Origin of the sequence: Bartonella tribocorum CIP 105476 (genome assembly GCF_000196435.1) — a bacterium.
GTDB lineage: Bacteria > Pseudomonadota > Alphaproteobacteria > Rhizobiales > Rhizobiaceae > Bartonella > Bartonella tribocorum.
Map to the genome: position 1 here is coordinate 148,810 of NC_010161.1, position 16,290 is coordinate 165,099.

The window sequence follows — 16,290 nt, forward strand, 5'->3', positions numbered from 1 at the left end:
TAGTTTGTGATGTTTTTTTAATGATCTTTATAAACTAAAACTATCTTTTAGGCTAAAAAAGCTTTGTGAGAGCCTGTCACTTTTAAAACGTAGAGTTTTTATTTCATCGAATGCATTGTATGGTTAAATTTAGCGTAAAAAGAGATTTTTTGATTTGATCATGATTGGGGAGTTGCATGAGAAGGACAAAACCAGTCCGTTTGGTTTTGGATCAAGGACTATTAGGCATCCTGTAGGCGTTTCCTTGATCCTAAAAAACTAAGATTATTAGTCCCTTCGATAAAAGCGGATCTGAGCGCATGATTTTTGTGAGCGTACAGAGAGTTTGAGAGGCGTTAGTCTCTCACTTTATTGATGTATGTTCGAATAAAGTTATTTTTATTTATTCTCTCAATCGAAATTTGAATTACATGGATATGTTGAGTATTTATGCGAATAAATTGAGTGATGTTAGTTGCGTAGCGCTACATTACACATCTTGCCCGCCGCCGCCGCCGTTTTTTTTGAATAAAATCTTTCTAAATTTTTCAAAAACGCCACTTTAATTGACAATGAGGTTATTTTTTTAAAAGACTTGGAAAAATACTGTAAGTTTTAAACGTACTTTGAAATCAGATATTGTTAAATTACCTCCTTCTATTGATGCTTTTATTTTAGTGGAAGTTTACTTTCTAAAAAGGAACGGTTTTCTGTTAAAAGAGCTATAAAACTTCAACATGATTTTCGTTTTTTCTTATTTTTTATTTACAAATCAATATTTTGATATTTTATTTTTCTTCTGTCATGAGCGCTTGTTCAATTTTTGGTAGAATTTTTGTTTGATAAATTTGCCATGTTAAGGGACCAATATGTTTGGCAATAATGATGCTCTTTTTATTCAAGAGAAAGGTTTCTGGGGGGCCATATACCCCCCAGTCAATGGCTGTATATCCTGAAACATCAAAGCCACTCAATTTAAAAGGATTACCAAAATTATTTAAAAAGCGCAGGGCATTTGCTTTATTATCCTTATAATTAATACCAATCAGATCAAAACGTTTATCTTGTGCAATTTTCATAAGAAGAGGATGCTCTTCGCGACAAGGCAAACACCAAGAACCCCAAAAATTGACCAATGTGACACGTCCTTTAAATTGTTTTGAATGAAGATAACTTTCCTTATCAAGGAGAGGAAGATGCGTATTGGGAGCAGGTTTTCCAGCGAATGCATTTGGGAGAAGAGAAGAATTTTGAGGATATTTTTTATCCATAAAGTTGAAAAAAAACACCATGAGAAGAAGAAAAAACACAAAGGGTCCAAAAAGAACAAACAAAACAGGTAAAGGTATATTTTTTTTAAGTTTTGGAGGGATGTTCTTCATCGTATTTTTCTTTTTGTGAAAACTCTTTTTTGTTTAGCTGTTGGAGAATTTTTTTTTGGTATAGGGCTTTGCAAAGAATATAGCCAATAAGACAGAGAAGGGATATTGCAGAAAGCGTATAGCTTAAAACAACAATTTGCTTGTGTTTAAGGGAGCCAAGGAAAAAATCAATTTTCTGAGATAAGTTTCCTAAAAGTCCACTGTGGATGCCATTTAGGTCGAGCATGATGAAGAGTCCTGTTGTTGTGCACGACGGGATTTTTTAATCTGCAGTATTTGAATATAACGACGATTAATTTCATTTCGCATAGCCATCAAATAGAGCGTAATAAACATAAAGATGAAACAACATAACATGGCTATAAGAGGCCATAACATAGCATTGTCGATTGTTGGTCCACCAGCACGTAACAGTGATGCTGGTTGATGCAATGTGTTCCACCAGTTAACGGAAAATTTAATAATAGGAATATTAACAAATCCAACAAGTGTGAGAATTGCAGTAGCACGAGCGGCTTTTACTTGGTTGTCAAAAGAACGTCCAAGCAGGATAATGGCAAGATAGATAAAAAGCAGAATTAAAACCGATGTTAACCGTGCATCCCATACCCACCATGTTCCCCATGTAGGTCGCCCCCAAAGGGCTCCTGTCATGAGAGCCAAAGCGGTAAAAATTGCTCCAATGGGTGCACCACATTTGAGTGCCACATCAGCAAGATGATATTTCCCAATCAGATTTGCTAATGCCGCTGCACTCATCGTTATGTAACAGAATGTAGACAACCACGCAAAAGGTACATGAAGGTACATAATTTTAACAGTAATCCCCTGTTGATAGTCATCAGGGGAATGCATGACGAGAATAAGCCCTAAGATAAGAAGACATAAGGTTATGCCGGCGAACCAAGGCAAAACCATTTTGCTTATTTTCATGAAACGGGTAAAACTTATAGGGAGTGACCTCATTTTATGTGTGTGAGATATTTCATTCATGAAATTTATCATAGGCATAGTTTTGCTATGCGGCAATCATCTTTTATTATTCTGACAAAAGCTTGAGCGTTAGAGCGGCAATAAAAGAGCTAAAAAGACTCAAAAAAAGTGAAAAAGCACTAAGAAGAGCTAGGGAAGTGAGAAAAGAAGCATTTGGATTTGTTGGGGCTGTAGCTGCTGAAACACCAAAAATCATAATTGGAATGATCCACGGCAGGATAATAACGAAAATAAGAAGAGTGCTATGCAACAATGAGCTTGCAAGTGCTGCTCCTATGGCACCAATAAAAATAATAGCTGGTGTTCCGCATACAAGGGTAAGTATTGTTGTAAAAGTTATCGTTACATCTAAGTGGAGCATGAGAGCCAAAATAGGCGTAGCAAAAATAAGAGGAAGCATTGTTCCTACCCAATGGGCGATACATTTAGTAAAGATAATGAGCATAAAACTTTGTCTTTGCCCCGAAAGAATAAATTGGTCGAGATTGCCATCATCGCGATCAATTTGAAAAAGTTTGTTCAGATTAAGGAGTCCTGCAAGAAGGGCACCGAACCACAATATTCCTGGCCCTATTTGTGCAAGAATTTTAGGATCTGGTCCAATGGCAAAGGGGGTTATGATCACAATAGCGATGAAAAACAATAGTCCTGTTAGCGAAGAGGCTTGTGGCGCTAATAATAGTTTAAGATCACGCCAGAACAGTGCTTTCATTTTATTCTCTCCTAGAGAGGTACAAATTTTTCCAGAGTGATTTTATGGTTTTCTGGAATACCTAAAGAATGATGGGTTGCGGCGATAATCATACCCCCTTGATTGAGATGACGCTGGAAAATCCGAGTAAGACGTTTCTGAGCATGGCTATCAAGCCCTGACATTGGTTCATCTAAAATCCAAATAGGACGATAGGAGAGCAAAAGGCGAGCAAGAGCGACACGCCTTTGTTGTCCAGTTGACAGAGTCTTAAAGGGTAAATATTCAAGATCAGAAAGACCGATATCAGCAAGGGCTTCATAGGGGGAGTAGAGAGGTTGTCCATAAAACGCTGCCCAAAATTGCAAATTATCAATGACAGATAAAAGAGGTTTCATGGCATTTTGAGGGCCGAGATAATGACACACAGTTGTAACAGGATATCTTTGTTCATAGTCTTTAAGTACGATATGACCTTCAGAGGCTTCAAGAAGACCAACAATGATTCGGAGTAATGTCGATTTTCCGATGCCATTTGGGCCGGTGATTGTCATCAGTTGCTGTGGAAATAGACAAAAAGAAAGATCTTTAAACAGAATTTCCTCGTTTCTATAAGCTGCCAAATCTTTGCCTGATAACATCATGTGATTGCCTATTTTTTATTTTCCTATTCTTTATTGCATTATAAAATAAAAAAACACGTTTTTTATGCAATTGTATCTAGAATAGTTCTAGAAATAGTTCTATAAGGGGTGCGTTACATCAAGATCTGGTGTAGAATGGTTTTTGGCGCTGATTTCCGCATTTACCTATGAAAGGTGGAGGGGGAAGTGGATAGCGGAGGTAATTGCGTCTGCGCTCAAGCTGCGACCTTGACTCGTAGTTTGTGTTGTTCATTCCTGGAAATTGGGTGGTTTTTAGTATGAGGGTGGACAGTCATGACTCACATTGATAGCTTTAATTGTCGCAGAATGTTAAATGTTGGTGGCAAAGAATATACTTATTATAGCTTGATCGAAGCGGAGAAGAATGGACTTGAAGGGATTTCGCGTTTGCCGTTTTCGATGAAAGTTATTCTCGAAAATTTATTGCGCTTTGAAGATGGGCGCACGGTTAAAAAAGAGGATATCCTCAATGTTGCTAAATGGTTAAGCGACAAAGGGAGCGCAGGGGCAGAAATCGCCTACCGTCCTGCACGTGTTCTTATGCAAGACTTTACTGGTGTTCCGGCGGTTGTTGATCTTTCTGCAATGCGTGATGCTATGGTCAAACTTGGTGGTAACGCTGAAAAAATTAATCCTCTCATACCCGTTGATCTCGTCATTGATCACTCAGTTATTGTTGATGATTTTGGCACTCCCATGGCTTTTAAGGAAAACGTTGAGCATGAATATGAGCGCAATGGTGAACGTTATCGTTTCCTGAAATGGGGACAACAAGCCTTTCAAAATTTTCGTGTTGTTCCTCCAGGTACGGGGATTTGTCATCAGGTTAACCTTGAATATTTAGCACAATGCGTGTGGATGAAGAGTGAAGAGGGGAATGAGACGGTTTATCCTGATACCTGCGTGGGAACTGATTCTCATACGACGATGGTCAATGGTTTGGGTGTTTTAGGTTGGGGTGTTGGTGGCATTGAAGCCGAAGCGGCAATGTTAGGCCAGCCCGTTTCTATGTTGTTACCTGAAGTGATTGGCTTTCGCTTAATAGGAAAACTTAAAGAAGGTGTAACTGCTACCGATCTCGTATTGACGGTGACCCAAATGCTCCGCCAAAAGGGTGTTGTTGGTAAATTTGTTGAATTTTTTGGCCCTGGTTTGGAGCATATGACGCTTGCTGATCGGGCGACGATTGGGAATATGGCACCTGAATATGGAGCAACCTGTGGCTTTTTTCCAATTGATAAAGAGACAGTACGTTATCTCAATATGACAGGGCGTGATGAAAATCGGATTGCCTTAGTGGAGGCTTACTCCAAAGCACAAGGGATGTGGCATGACGAAAGGGTGGCTAGTCCCATTTTTAGTGATACAATTGAATTAGATATGGGAACCGTTGTTCCTTCGATGGCTGGTCCTAAACGTCCTGAAGGACGTATTGCATTGGAAAATGTTGGGCAAGGTTTTGAGAAGGCATTGGTTGAAGACTATAAGAAAACTTCAGGACAAGATGAGCATTATCAGGTTGAAGGAGAAGAATATGAACTTAGTCACGGTGATGTGGTGATCGCTGCGATTACTTCCTGTACAAATACATCGAATCCAAGTGTTCTTATTGCAGCAGGTCTTTTGGCACGAAATGCAGTGGCAAAAGGTCTCAAAAGCAAACCATGGGTAAAAACTTCCCTTGCACCTGGTTCACAAGTCGTTGAAGCTTACCTTAAAAATTCGGGTCTTCAAAAAGATTTAGATGCATTAGGATTTAACTTAGTAGGGTTTGGGTGCACGACATGTATTGGAAATTCTGGTCCTTTGCATCCAGCTATTTCCAAAACGATTAATGACAATGGTGTCATTGCAGCTGCAGTTCTTTCAGGAAATCGTAATTTTGAAGGACGTGTTTCCCCTGATGTGCAAGCGAATTATTTAGCTTCACCCCCATTAGTTGTTGCACATGCACTTGTCGGAACGGTGCGTAAAGATTTAACCAAGGAGCCTCTTGGTGAAGATTCAGATGGTCAACCGATTTACTTGAGAGATATTTGGCCAACTTCTCAAGAAATACAGGCGTTTATCGAAGAAAATGTCACGCGTAAGGTTTTTGCCGAAAAATATGCAGATGTTTTTAAGGGAGATGAAAATTGGCAAAAAGTTCAAATCCCTACGGGGGCTACCTATTCTTGGGATGAGCAATCCACCTATGTCCGTAATCCACCTTATTTTTATGATATGCAGAAAACGCCTAATGTCTTACCAGATATTAAGGATGCACGGATTTTAGGTTTGTTTGGTGATAAAATCACGACGGATCATATTTCTCCTGCTGGTTCTATTAAGGCAGCTTCTCCTGCTGGAAAGTATTTAATGGATCATGGTGTTCACGTGGCTGATTTTAATCAATATGGGACGCGTCGTGGGAATCATGAAGTTATGGTTCGTGGGACCTTTGCCAATATCCGCATTCGTAATTTCATGTTAGGAGAAGATGGTCGAGAAGGAGGTTATACGGTTCATTATCCCTCAGCGATAGAACAAACCATTTACGATGCAGCCATGGCGTATAAACAAGAAGGTATTCCGCTCGTTGTTTTTGCGGGGATTGAATATGGCAATGGATCATCACGCGATTGGGCTGCCAAGGGAACCAATCTTCTTGGTATCAAAGCGGTGATTGTGCAATCTTTTGAAAGGATTCATCGTTCTAATCTTGTTGGTATGGGCATTGTCCCTTTTGTCTTTGGGGAGGGGTTAAGTTGGAAATCTTTAGGCTTAAAGGGCGATGAAAAGGTGACAATTGAAGGGATTCATAACTTGAAACCTCGTCAAAAGACTGTAGCGAAAATTACTTTTTCTGATGATACGGTAAAAACCGTTCCATTATTATGCCGTATTGATACGGAAGATGAGCTAGATTATTTGCATCATGGTGGAATTTTGCAATATGTTTTGCGTAAGCTAGCCATTTAAATGCCTTTGTTTGTTGAAGAATATCTTCAAACGATTAAGCTATAAAGTTGCCGATCAAAGAATTTGGCTTCGTTTTTTATGTCCGTCTTTGAAAATTTAATTGACGTTGGCTTTGACATTGCGCTATAGGTTACACAAGTTATAAGCAGCTTTATAGTTTTGCTTGAGTTAGGTTTGTTTACATTGGTAGAATTGTTATTGAGACTTATTTTACCAAGGTGTTGAAAGAGAGATTATATTTATGGCGAATACACCTTCTGCTCGAAAAGCGGTGCGCAAGGTTGCAGCACGCACACAGGTTAATAAGGCCCGCCGTTCACGCGTTCGTACTTTTATGCGTAAGTTTGATGATGCTTTAGCAGGGGGTGATAAGGCGTCTGCAGAAATTGCATTTAAGAATTTTGAGCCTGAGATTATGCGTGCGGTTTCTAAAGGGGTTTTTCATAAAAATACTGCTGCGAGGAAAGTATCGCGTTTAGCGAAACGTTTGAAGGCTCTCAGCGTTTAAGCTTTTTCTATTTTATTAAGAAATAAGCCAGTATCCGTAAGGGTACTGGCTTTTTATTTATTGTTTCAAAAAGTTTCTATTGAAAACAAGAATCGATAACGATTCTCCTCTTGAAAAAGGAGAGAAAGTTTATAGGGGGGAGTATGGTTATCCACAAGCTTTGTGGATTTTTACAGAGTCTTTTTTGTCAAGCATTTTATTTTTTTTTTTTAATCTGAAGAGATTCTTTAATGATTGGTAAATTCAGAGAAAAAAAATGAATTGAATCAATAATTTTTCTCATTCCTCATTGAAATAAGCATTTTTATAACATTTTTTTGGGGCTTTTGACTTTATTTTGACCTCTTGCATTTTACCTCTGCTGTTTTGTATGGTTCTTTTGAAGACTAAAAAGCATGAAGGGGTCATATCAGCGCATTATCCTGTATTTTTTGAATATAAGATGCTTTGGTTTGAGGCTTTTTGAGGCTTTTGTGTTGGGTAGTTTTTTTGATGATTTTTTTAGTTTCTTTAATTGGTATGTTTACCATTGTAGAAGGGTGGGTCATATCATGAATACAAGTAAATCTTATTGGTCATCTTTGTTGGTGGAGTTGTGATGATTCTATCCTAGGGGAGGGTGAGTAATCTTATTTGGGGTAGGGCGTTTTGCCTTCGCTGGATTTGTTTCAGCTGTTTGGCAGGACAGAATTTTATTTTTATCGGGATGGAAGATGGTGGATAAATTGAACTCTAAAGCTAGTTCCTTTAAAAGGGTTTCGGTGAATATCCTGTCGGCAGAGAACATAATAAAGAATAGGATGACGGAGGGTGATGGGGTTGTTTGTAGAAATGTTTCTGTAGGGTATTCTATTGTTTCAGAGGAGGAGAGTGCGGCGGCTTTTATACGTGTTATGGCGCAATTAAAGGCGCAGGTTGGTGTTGAGGCTTATACCAGTTGGTTTGGTCGTGTGAAACTTGCTGAGTATAGTCATACTCTTGTAAAGCTTTCTGTTCCTACGGCTTTTTTACGTTCGTGGATTAATAATCACTATGGTTCTCTTTTGACTCATTTATGGAAACAAGAGAACTCAGCAATTCTTCGTGTTGAAGTCATCGTTCGCGGTATGGAACGCGTTTCCAGAGATGTTGTTTGTAAAACAAGTGCACCTTCTATTGTGTTGGAGGAGCAGGCAACTTCATCTTTTGTTGAGAGTTGTGCAGAGCATTCAGTCAAGAGTTCTCAAGCGGGGGTTTTTGGATCTCCCCTTGATTCTCGTTATACTTTTGAAAGTTTTGTTGAGGGGGCTTCTAATCGCGTTGCTTTAGCGGCAGCACGTTCAATTGCGGAGGGACATAAAAGTGCTTTGCGTTTTAACCCTCTTTTTATTCATGCGTCTGTTGGTTTAGGAAAAACGCATTTGCTTCAAGCGATTGCCGCTTCTGCATTGAAGCGTTTAACGTCTGCGCGTGTTATTTATTTGACTGCTGAATATTTTATGTGGCGTTTTGCAACAGCTATTCGTGATAATGATGCTCTTTCTTTTAAAGAACAGCTTCGCGATATCGACCTTTTGATTATTGATGATATGCAGTTTTTGCAGGGTAAGTCGATACAACATGAATTTTGCCATTTGCTTAATATGTTGCTTGATAGTGCAAAACAGGTTGTTGTCGCTGCAGATCGCCCACCAGCAGAATTAGAATCGCTTGATCTTCGTGTTCGGTCTCGTCTTCAGGGAGGAGTTTCTCTTGAAATTGAAGCACCGGATTATGAAATGCGTTTACAAATGTTGCGTCAGCGGTTAAAGGTGGCGCAGCAAGATGATGGCATGATATCCATTTCTGATGATGTCTTGGAATATATTGCGAAAACGGTTTTAGGGTCGGGGCGTGATATCGAAGGCGCATTTAACCAGCTCTTATTTCGTCAATCTTTTGAATCTAATTTATCTTTAGAACGGATTGATGAGTTATTAGGCCACTTGACCCGTCCAGGTGAACCTAAGCGCATTCGGATTGAAGAAATTCAGCGTACGGTAGCGCGCCATTATAACGTTTCTAAACAGGACTTGTTATCTAATCGTCGAACACGTACGGTTGTGAAGCCACGACAAGTTGCAATGTATTTAGCAAAAGTATTAACGCCTCGCTCATTGCCAGAAATAGGACGCCGTTTTGGTGGGCGTGATCATACAACAGTTTTACATGCTGTGCGTAAAATTGAAGATTTAGTTTGTGGTGATCAGACCTTGGCCAAGGAACTCGAATTGCTGAAGCGGTTGATTGGAGAACAGGCTGTATAGCGCTTACCATTTCTTTCTTTGAGGAAACTTTAAAGAATTTAATGAGAGGATTTGTTTTTTCTTATTGCAGGAGTGACTTGCCATTTTAAAAGAGGTTTAATAGACTCTAGCAAGCGATTCTCTAAAAAGGATCTGTTATTTTAATTCTAAGGAATTCTTATAGTTTTTGGTAAATCATACGGGGCTTTTATGCGTATTACAGTGGATCGCAATCAATTTCTCAAGTCTCTTGGTCGTGTTCACCGTGTGGTAGAACGCCGTAATACTGTTCCTATTTTATCGAATGTGCTCATTGATGCAGAAAATGGCCATGTGCAGTTAAAGACAACAGATCTTGATTTAGAGGTTACAGAATCCTTTACAGTCAATGTCGAGCACGCTGGAGCAACCACTGTTCCGGCACATTTGCTCTATGATATCATTCGGAAACTTCCTGATGGCAATGAAATTGTATTATCCGTCGATGAGAATCAAGCAAGTACAATGTCCGTTGTTTCGGGTTGTGTACATTTCCAACTTCAATGTCTGCCAAAAGCAGATTTTCCAGAGTCGCTTCCTGGACAGTTTGGTTATCGCTTTTCTCTGTCTGCATCTGGGTTGAAACATTTACTTGATTGTACGCAATTTGCCATTTCTACTGAAGAAACCCGCTATTATCTGAATGGTATTTACTTCCATGTTATTAATGATGATGTTTTGAAGCTGCGTTTGGTTGCAACTGATGGTCATCGTTTGGCACAAGTTGAGATGGAAGCTCCTTCAGGCGTCGAAGGAATGCCCGGTGTTATCGTTCCTCGTAAAGCTGTAGGAGAGTTGCAAAAACTTCTTTCAGAAGAAAATGATGGTGATGTATGTATAGAGCTTTCAGAGACAAAGATTCGTTTTTCTGTAGGTTCTGTGATTTTTACATCAAAGTTAATTGATGGAACATTTCCAGATTATCAACGTGTTATTCCTCTTGGCAATGATAAAGAATTAGTTGTTAATAGACAGGATTTTTCTTCTGCAGTTGATCGTGTTTCAACGATTTCAAGTGATCGGGGGCGTGCAGTTAAGTTAACGATTGAGCATGGACAGTTAAGGCTTGTTGTTAATAGTCCTGATTCGGGTAGTGCGGAAGATCAATTATCCGTAACTTACTCATCTGAACCGCTTGAGATAGGGTTTAATTCACGTTATCTTTTAGATATTGCTGGGCAGCTTTCAAGCGATGAGATGGTTTTCATGTTGGCTGAAGCTGGAGCGCCAGCTCTGATTCGTGATAATGATGATGCGGATGTACTCTATGTGCTGATGCCTATTCGCGTTTAGGGGCAATTGTTTTGCAATGCATGGAAAGTCATGTGCACAAAGTGTCTGTGAGGCAGCTGAAGCTTTTACGTTATCGCAATTATTCTTTTTTTAATATTCATTTTTCGGGTCAGCATGTGGTTTTTACTGGCCACAACGGTGCTGGTAAGACAAATCTTTTAGAGGCGTTATCTTTTCTTTCTCCAGGTCGTGGTTTGCGACGGGCTGCATATTCTGACATTAGCTTTATAGATGGAGGCGGTGAAGGATTTGTTGTATTTGCATGTCTTGAATGTGCTCTTTATGGTGAAGTAAAGATCGGTACTGCTTTGGAGGTTAGCGATAACAGTCGAAAGGTCCATATTGATGGTGTGAATGAGCCAAGTGATTGCTTAACAGATTATTGCCATATTAGTATATTAACACCATCTATGGATGGTCTTTTTACAGGTCCTTCGCTTGAGCGCCGACGTTTTTTGGATCGTATGGTTTTGGCGATTGATCCTTTGCATAGTCGTCGTATAGCTGATTATGATAAGACGATGCGTGCACGGAATCGTTTATTTTTGGATGGCAATGAAGACAATGCTTGGTTTAATGCTTTAGAAAAGCAGATGGCAGAATTAGCGACAGCTATTTCCGCGGCGCGTATTGATGTTATTCGACTTTTAAATGACATGTTTACACAAATGCCATCTCAGATACCTTTTCCACGCGCTTTTTTGCAAATTGATGGTTTTTTAGAAACAGCTCTTGGTGATATATCAGCGACTGAAGTTGAAGAGCAATTTTGTGATTTGTTGCGGCGTAATCGCGCAATGGATCGTGCTGCTGGACGGACATTAGAAGGACCACATCGCACAGATTTACAAGTTTTTTATGCGGATAAAAATAGAGCAGCAACGTCTTGTTCAACAGGTGAACAAAAAGCGCTACTGACAGGTTTGGTTTTATGTCATGCACGTCTAACAGGTATGATATCACAAAGGGCTCCCATTCTGCTTCTTGATGAAATGGCAGCGCATCTTGATTCACATCGACGTGCTGCTTTATTTGATATTCTTGATGATTTATCTGTGCAAACATTTATGACAGGAACGGACCGTCTTTTATTTGATGACTTAAAAGGACGCGCAGAATTTTTTGAGATTAAGGATGGCGCTTTATTGCTGTAAAAAACATGCTACATATTTTTTAATAAGTGGTGGTTGAGAATAAAAGGCTTAATATGTCTGTTATGATAACGATTTTAAATGGTCCTAATTTAAATTTTCTGGGTCAACGTGAGCCAAAAATTTATGGAACTGAAACTTTAGAAGATATTGAAAAAAATTGCAGAGAATGGGCGAAAAGAGCTGATGTTATCATCAATTTTTATCAAAGTAACTATGAGGGTCAGCTAGTAGAATGGATACAGGAAGCAATAGGGCTAAGCTCTGGATTGATCATCAACCCTGCGGCTTACAGTCATACATCTGTTGCGCTTCTTGATGCTCTAAAAATGTTTTCAGGTCCGAAAGTAGAAGTTCATTTATCCCATATTTATCGACGTGAAGCTTTTCGCCATCATTCTTATACATCTATAGGTGTAGACGCCATCATAAGTGGATGTGGAAGTGATGGATATCGGTTTGCGCTTGAATATATTGCAAAACAATTAATAAATTGTAAAAGGTGAAAGAATAAGCGTTGGATAAGAGTAATACAGGCATTGAATTCACTTGATAATTATTTTCAAATCTGTACAATATGAGGTATTATATTTATGACAATTTTTAGTGCGTATGACGGGGGTAAATAAAGATGAGAAGCTTTGTTAGACAATTAGAAATGCTTATGATTTTAGGGGGAGCACTGCTTTTGTCTGGTTGTAAAATGGATGTCCTTCAGCCGTCAGGTTATGTCGCACGTCAACAGCTCATTTTGATTGTTGCTTGTGTGGTTGTTATGCTTTGCGTTGTCATTCCAGTTATGGTGAGTGTAGTATTTTTAGCGATAAAATATCGCGCATCGAATACGAAAGCGAACTATTCTCCTGATTGGGCGCATTCAAATAAAATTGAAGCAGTAATGTGGGGTATTCCAATTGTAATCGTAATGGTTTTAGGTTCATTAACAGCTTATTATACCTATAAGCTTGAGCCTACAAATCCTCTTCCAGTAGAGGTTGTGGGTGAAGGAGAGCCATTGCAGATTGATGCTGTAGCTCTTGATTGGAAATGGGTTTTTATTTATCCTCAATATGGTGTTGCATCGATCAATGAAATCTACGCACCTAAAGGACGTCAAGTTTTATTGCAATTGACGTCAGAAAATTCTGTCAATGCCTTTTGGGTTCCTAAATTGGGTACGGTTCTTTATGCTATGCCGCAGATGAATGCTAAGTTGCATTTGGTCGCTGAAGAACAGGGAGTATTCAAAGGAACCTCGGCAAATTACAGCGGTGATGGTTTTTCAGGGATGCGGTTTAAGTGGCATTCTGTGTCTTCGCAGGATTTTGAGGATTGGATTGTGAAAGCTCGGGCTAATGGTCGAGTTCTTGATCGTACATCTTATCGTCAACTTTCTATTGCGCCTCGTATGGGTGATATTGCTGCGAAGGAAAAAGATGCTGAAGTTCGTTATTTTGCGCCTGTTGAGAAGCGGCTTTACTATCGTATTGTTAATCGGTGTGTCGACGAAAATACGGTATGTAATGAAGATTTAATGAAGCGTGCTGCTGCTCAGACACTGTGGGGTGCACTGTGTTCAGTATTTGATCCTGATGTTATTTAAAGGATCAATAGGGAAAGAGCCCTTTTAATATAAGGTTTCTTTTAAACTTGAATTTCATTTGAAATGGGTTGAAAAATGTTTGGAAGACTTACAGATCCTACGGCAGGTGCTTTTCATGCGCTTGCACATGAACCAATCGTTTTGTATACATGTATCGCGATTGTTGTGATTGGTTTAGTTGCTGTTGTTGCTTTAACAGCACTTGGGTGGTGGGGAGTTTTATGGCGAAATTGGATTACAACTGTTGATCATAAACGCATCGGTATTATGTATATAATTCTTGGAATTATTATGCTTGTTCGCGGTTTTGCGGACGCGCTTATGATGCGAACGCATCAAGCTTTAGCTCTTGGGAGTGAAACAGCAGGTTATTTGCCCCCTGAGCATTTTGATCAAATTTTTTCGGCGCATGGTACGATCATGATTTTTTTCATGGCCACGCCTATTTTATTTGGTCTTTTTAATTATCTTATACCGCTTCAAATTGGTGCGCGTGATGTTGCTTTTCCCTTTGCAAATAATCTGGGTTTTTGGATTACGGCAGCTGGGGCGATTTTAATTAATATATCACTAGGTGTTGGTAATTTTGGTCGTGGTGGTTGGTTGATGTATCCACCTTTTACAGAATTGCAAACGAGTCCAGATACAGGGGTAGATTATTATTTATGGTCTCTTCAGCTTTCTGGTATTGCAACAACAATGGGATCAGTGAATTTTATTGCAACGATGATTAAAATGCGTGCTCCTGGAATGACAATGATGAGAATGCCTGTTTTTTGTTGGAGTGCTTTTGTTAGCAATGTTCTTATTGTCGTTATTTATCCTGTCTTAACTGTAGCATTTGCACTCTTGGCATGTGATCGTTATTTGAACATGAATTTCTTTACTAATGTTGGTGGTGGAAATCCAATGGTGTGGATTAATTATGTTTGGGTTTTTGGTCATCCTGAAGTGTATGTTTTGGTCGTTCCTGCTTTTGGAATTGTTTCCGAGGTTGTATCAACTTTTTCTTCAAAACGCCTCTTTGGTTATACTTCCATGATATGGGCCATGGTGGTTATTTTGATTCTTTCGCTTCTTGTTTGGGGACATCATTTCTTTACAATGGGTGGCGGTGAAGCTGTAAATACCTTCTTTAGTATTGCGACGATGATCATCGCAGTTCCAACAGGTGTAAAAGTCTTTAATTGGCTGCTTACGATGTATAAAGGTCGGATTCGCTTTGAGCCTCCGATGCTTTGGTGCATGGGAATGATCTTTACGTTTGTTGGTGGTGGATTAACCGGTGTTTTATTATCTATTGTCCCTGCTGATTGGCAGTTTCATAATTCGCTCTTTTTGATAGCACATTTCCATCATACAATTATTGGAGGTGTTGTTTTTGCTTATTTAGCTGGGCTTGCTTTTTGGTTTCCAAAAGCTTTTGGTTATAAACCAAATCGCATGCTAGGTATTGCATCTTTCTGGTGTTGGTTTATTGGTTTTTACCTTGCCTTTTTCCCCGTTTATGCGCTTGGTTTAATGGGTGCAACACGTCGTCTTCAGCATTACATGGAACCTAGTTGGCAGCCGATGTTTATTATTGCTGCTCTAGGTGCTTTGATCATCTTACTTGGTATCCTTTGTTTTGTGTTACAGGTTGTTTTAGCGATTTGGTACGGTATTAAGCATAAAGGTCATTTACCAGTAACGTTAAATGATTCTTGGGGTGATGCTCGTACACTTGAATGGTTTACCTCTTCACCGCCTCCTTCTTATAATTTTGCCCTCCTTCCCAAGATACAGTCTGATGATGCTTATTGGAATATGAAGAAAAGTGGTTATCAACGCCCGACAAGTGGATTTACAAAAATTCATATGCCTTCGAATACATCAGCTGGAATTATTGCTGGCTTCTTCTCATTAGTTGTTGGTTTTGCCCTTGTTTGGCATATTTGGTGGCTTGTTGCGATCGGACTGGTTGGTTTTGTTGCAACGCTTGTGTGTCATTCATTAACAGGTGATCACCATGGTTACTATATTCCAGCTGAAGAAGTGCAAAAAACTGAAGATGCCTTTACAGCTGTTCTTAAAGAGCAAGGAGTGACAGTATGAGTGCTGTAACAATGAATAATGCGAGTACTGTGGATGAACTTCACCACGATAGTAGCTCGGTAATGACGTTTGGTTTTTGGGTCTATATCCTTTCAGACTTGATTCTGTTTTCGACACTTTTTTCAAGTTTTGCTGTCTTTTCTGCTTCTTATGGTGGTGGTAAAGCGGGTAATGAGTTTATAGATTTAAAGTTTGTTTTGGTTGAGACTGCTTTCTTATTGTTTTCCTCCGTCACTTATGGCTTTGCAATGGTACAAGCACATAAAAATAACATCAGTGGTGTGCGCTTATGGATGGCTATTACCTTTGTATTTGGGTGTTGCTTCATTGCTATGGAGCTTTATGAGTTCCATGAATTATTGGGTGAGGTCTTTTATTACGATCCAAATGCTTATGCGGGTATTGATCCTGCAACAGGTTTACAGCTTTTTGGACGGGAAATTCTTTCTGCTTATTGGTCAGCATTTTTTGCTTTGGTTGGCACGCATGGACTTCACGTAAGTGTCGGTCTTCTTTGGATGGTTGTGATGTTTTTTCATCTTCGTCGCAATGGTTTAGATCAGAATAATAAAACACGTTTAGCATGTCTTTCCATTTTTTGGCATTTACTTGATATTGTATGGATTGGTGTTTTCACCATGGTTTATCTATTAGGAGCGTTGTGATG

General features: G+C 39.3%; 14 protein-coding genes. 9 read left to right on the forward strand and 5 right to left on the reverse strand.

Features of this window, described 5'->3' with window-relative positions; all coding sequences use genetic code 11:
- Nucleotides 1–767: 767 nt before the first annotated feature.
- The 5 genes from BTR_RS00635 to ccmA are packed head-to-tail and all read right to left on the reverse strand — an operon-like array spanning nt 768 to nt 3,689.
- Complete coding sequence (locus BTR_RS00635; protein ID WP_012230442.1) at nt 768–1,361, reverse strand: DsbE family thiol:disulfide interchange protein; 594 nt, start codon at nt 1,359–1,361, stop codon at nt 768–770.
- Entirely contained in the window at nt 1,336–1,587 is a 252-nt protein-coding gene (locus tag BTR_RS00640) for a heme exporter protein CcmD (protein ID WP_012230444.1), read from the reverse strand. The genes BTR_RS00635 and BTR_RS00640 overlap by 26 nt, the downstream gene beginning before the upstream one ends.
- A complete protein-coding gene (locus tag BTR_RS00645; RefSeq protein WP_038474411.1) occupies nt 1,575–2,354 on the reverse strand; it encodes a heme ABC transporter permease in 780 nt (259 codons plus the stop codon). Before BTR_RS00645 ends, BTR_RS00640 begins: the two co-directional genes overlap by 13 nt.
- Before the next feature lie 46 nt (nt 2,355–2,400).
- Entirely contained in the window at nt 2,401–3,066 is a 666-nt protein-coding gene (ccmB, locus tag BTR_RS00650; RefSeq protein ID WP_012230447.1) for a heme exporter protein CcmB, read from the reverse strand.
- An 11-nt stretch (nt 3,067–3,077) separates the two neighbouring features.
- The gene (ccmA, locus tag BTR_RS00655; protein ID WP_012230448.1) at nt 3,078–3,689 is read right to left on the reverse strand and encodes a heme ABC exporter ATP-binding protein CcmA; all 612 of its coding nucleotides are present in this window, start codon (nt 3,687–3,689) and stop codon (nt 3,078–3,080) included.
- 294 nt (nt 3,690–3,983) lie between these two features.
- Between ccmA and acnA the strand changes: the two genes are divergently transcribed.
- The 9 genes from acnA (at nt 3,984) to BTR_RS00700 (ending at nt 16,288) form a co-directional block, all read left to right on the forward strand.
- Nucleotides 3,984–6,671, forward strand: coding sequence for an aconitate hydratase AcnA (acnA, locus tag BTR_RS00660; protein WP_012230449.1), 2,688 nt, complete (start codon nt 3,984–3,986; stop codon nt 6,669–6,671).
- Nucleotides 6,672–6,912: 241 nt separating this feature from the next.
- Complete coding sequence (gene rpsT / locus BTR_RS00665) at nt 6,913–7,179, forward strand: 30S ribosomal protein S20 (protein WP_012230450.1); 267 nt, start codon at nt 6,913–6,915, stop codon at nt 7,177–7,179.
- Nucleotides 7,180–7,892: 713 nt separating this feature from the next.
- The gene (gene dnaA, locus BTR_RS00670) at nt 7,893–9,464 is read left to right on the forward strand and encodes a chromosomal replication initiator protein DnaA (RefSeq protein WP_012230451.1); all 1,572 of its coding nucleotides are present in this window, start codon (nt 7,893–7,895) and stop codon (nt 9,462–9,464) included.
- Between the two features lie 189 nt (nt 9,465–9,653).
- Nucleotides 9,654–10,775 (forward strand): DNA polymerase III subunit beta, encoded by a 1,122-nt coding sequence (dnaN, locus tag BTR_RS00675; RefSeq protein WP_012230452.1) that lies wholly within the window; start codon nt 9,654–9,656, stop codon nt 10,773–10,775.
- A gap of 20 nt (nt 10,776–10,795) precedes the next feature.
- Nucleotides 10,796–11,929, forward strand: coding sequence for a DNA replication/repair protein RecF (gene recF, locus BTR_RS00680; RefSeq protein WP_012230453.1), 1,134 nt, complete (start codon nt 10,796–10,798; stop codon nt 11,927–11,929).
- Between the two features lie 53 nt (nt 11,930–11,982).
- Complete coding sequence (aroQ, locus tag BTR_RS00685) at nt 11,983–12,432, forward strand: type II 3-dehydroquinate dehydratase (protein ID WP_012230455.1); 450 nt, start codon at nt 11,983–11,985, stop codon at nt 12,430–12,432.
- A 125-nt stretch (nt 12,433–12,557) separates the two neighbouring features.
- Nucleotides 12,558–13,529 (forward strand): ubiquinol oxidase subunit II, encoded by a 972-nt coding sequence (gene cyoA / locus BTR_RS00690; RefSeq protein ID WP_012230468.1) that lies wholly within the window; start codon nt 12,558–12,560, stop codon nt 13,527–13,529.
- Nucleotides 13,530–13,604: 75 nt separating this feature from the next.
- Entirely contained in the window at nt 13,605–15,623 is a 2,019-nt protein-coding gene (gene cyoB, locus BTR_RS00695; protein WP_012230469.1) for a cytochrome o ubiquinol oxidase subunit I, read from the forward strand.
- Nucleotides 15,620–16,288 carry a cytochrome (ubi)quinol oxidase subunit III gene (locus tag BTR_RS00700; RefSeq protein ID WP_012230470.1) on the forward strand — a complete coding sequence of 223 codons (669 nt, stop codon included), beginning with the start codon at nt 15,620–15,622 and terminating at the stop codon, nt 16,286–16,288. The genes cyoB and BTR_RS00700 overlap by 4 nt, the downstream gene beginning before the upstream one ends.
- Nucleotides 16,289–16,290 lie beyond the last annotated feature (2 nt).